The sequence below is a fragment of the Shewanella sairae genome (assembly GCF_023283535.1).
Taxonomy (GTDB): Bacteria; Pseudomonadota; Gammaproteobacteria; order Enterobacterales; family Shewanellaceae; genus Shewanella; species Shewanella sairae.
The window spans coordinates 1-903 of sequence record NZ_JAKILT010000199.1; the positions used below are offsets into that span (position 1 = coordinate 1).

The 903-nt window shown below is 37.2% G+C and carries 2 protein-coding genes; both read right to left on the minus strand.

Going from position 1 to position 903, the window contains the following annotated elements; genetic code table 11:
* Nucleotides 1–191: 191 nt before the first annotated feature.
* Nucleotides 192–530: a hypothetical protein gene (locus L2748_RS24140; protein ID WP_220783498.1), complete on the minus strand. Its 339-nt coding sequence runs from the start codon at nucleotides 528–530 to the stop codon at nucleotides 192–194.
* On the minus strand, nucleotides 530–903 hold a 374-nt coding region (locus tag L2748_RS24145), incomplete at its 5' end, for a DUF2913 family protein (RefSeq protein ID WP_248957836.1). The genes L2748_RS24140 and L2748_RS24145, both read right to left, overlap by 1 nt.

The following is a 903-nucleotide window of genomic DNA, read 5'->3' on the forward strand; positions in this document are numbered from 1 at the left end:
AAGACTGGACTGCTAACTAAGCGACCTTCATATACCAAAAGTTATCCGTATTTACCTAATTCAAATAATTACGCTAAGAAGGTTTTGTCCATAAATTAGTTTCGGGCACATTAACAGTGTTTCAAGTAAATGTGATCACCAATCTATGCCTGTCCTCCACATGAAACGTAACACTCTGGGTACTCTTTGATTTATTCATTGTTTCCCGCAGCTCGGCATTCCAACGTTCGAAGTTCTCTTTTCGTTACGATAAATATACAAAACAAAATAATTGCAACAAGACCACTAAAACCAGGAAAACAATGTAACGCAGAGAATACCAATAGTTGATAGGTTTTCCTTTTTACAATGGCATATGTTACCCAAGTAAGAAGTAGTGGCATTAACACGAAAGCGCTACCATGAAAATAAATAGCACCGTTAGGCTCTATCGTTTGATAAATAAAAATAAAACCTAGAGCGCACCACATAAAAATGACATAGATTTTTCTAAACAATCCAAGATTTTTAAATGAAAAATCAGTCTCCATTATTTAATACCACACTTTTTAGGGTGTAATACTATATGCCCTTGTTTGGCATCTTCATTGTGTTGCTGTATTTCAGCCAGGAACAAACCAGTACCATTAATGAAGTCAACTAGGATCGTTACCTTATCCGACTCTAAGAACAGCGACACAGGCGCAACCTGCTCACCTGAAACGATAAAACCATTCTCTACATGCTCTTGCAGCATATAAATTGTGTTCGGGAATGTTTGACTATCACCAAGTACATTCAAAAACTTTGTAGGTATGCCTAATTCCGATTCGATTCGCGTTAATAAGTCAAACAGACGCTTGGCCTCACTCGCATATTGGTCATAACGTTGTGACAGTTCGTGAAGCTCAACTAACTTAGATT

Coding starts and splice junctions, on each gene's coding strand:
- L2748_RS24140 (WP_220783498.1), bottom strand. CDS start 530: ATGGAGACTGATTTTTCATTTAAAAATCTTGGATTGTTTAGAAAAATC.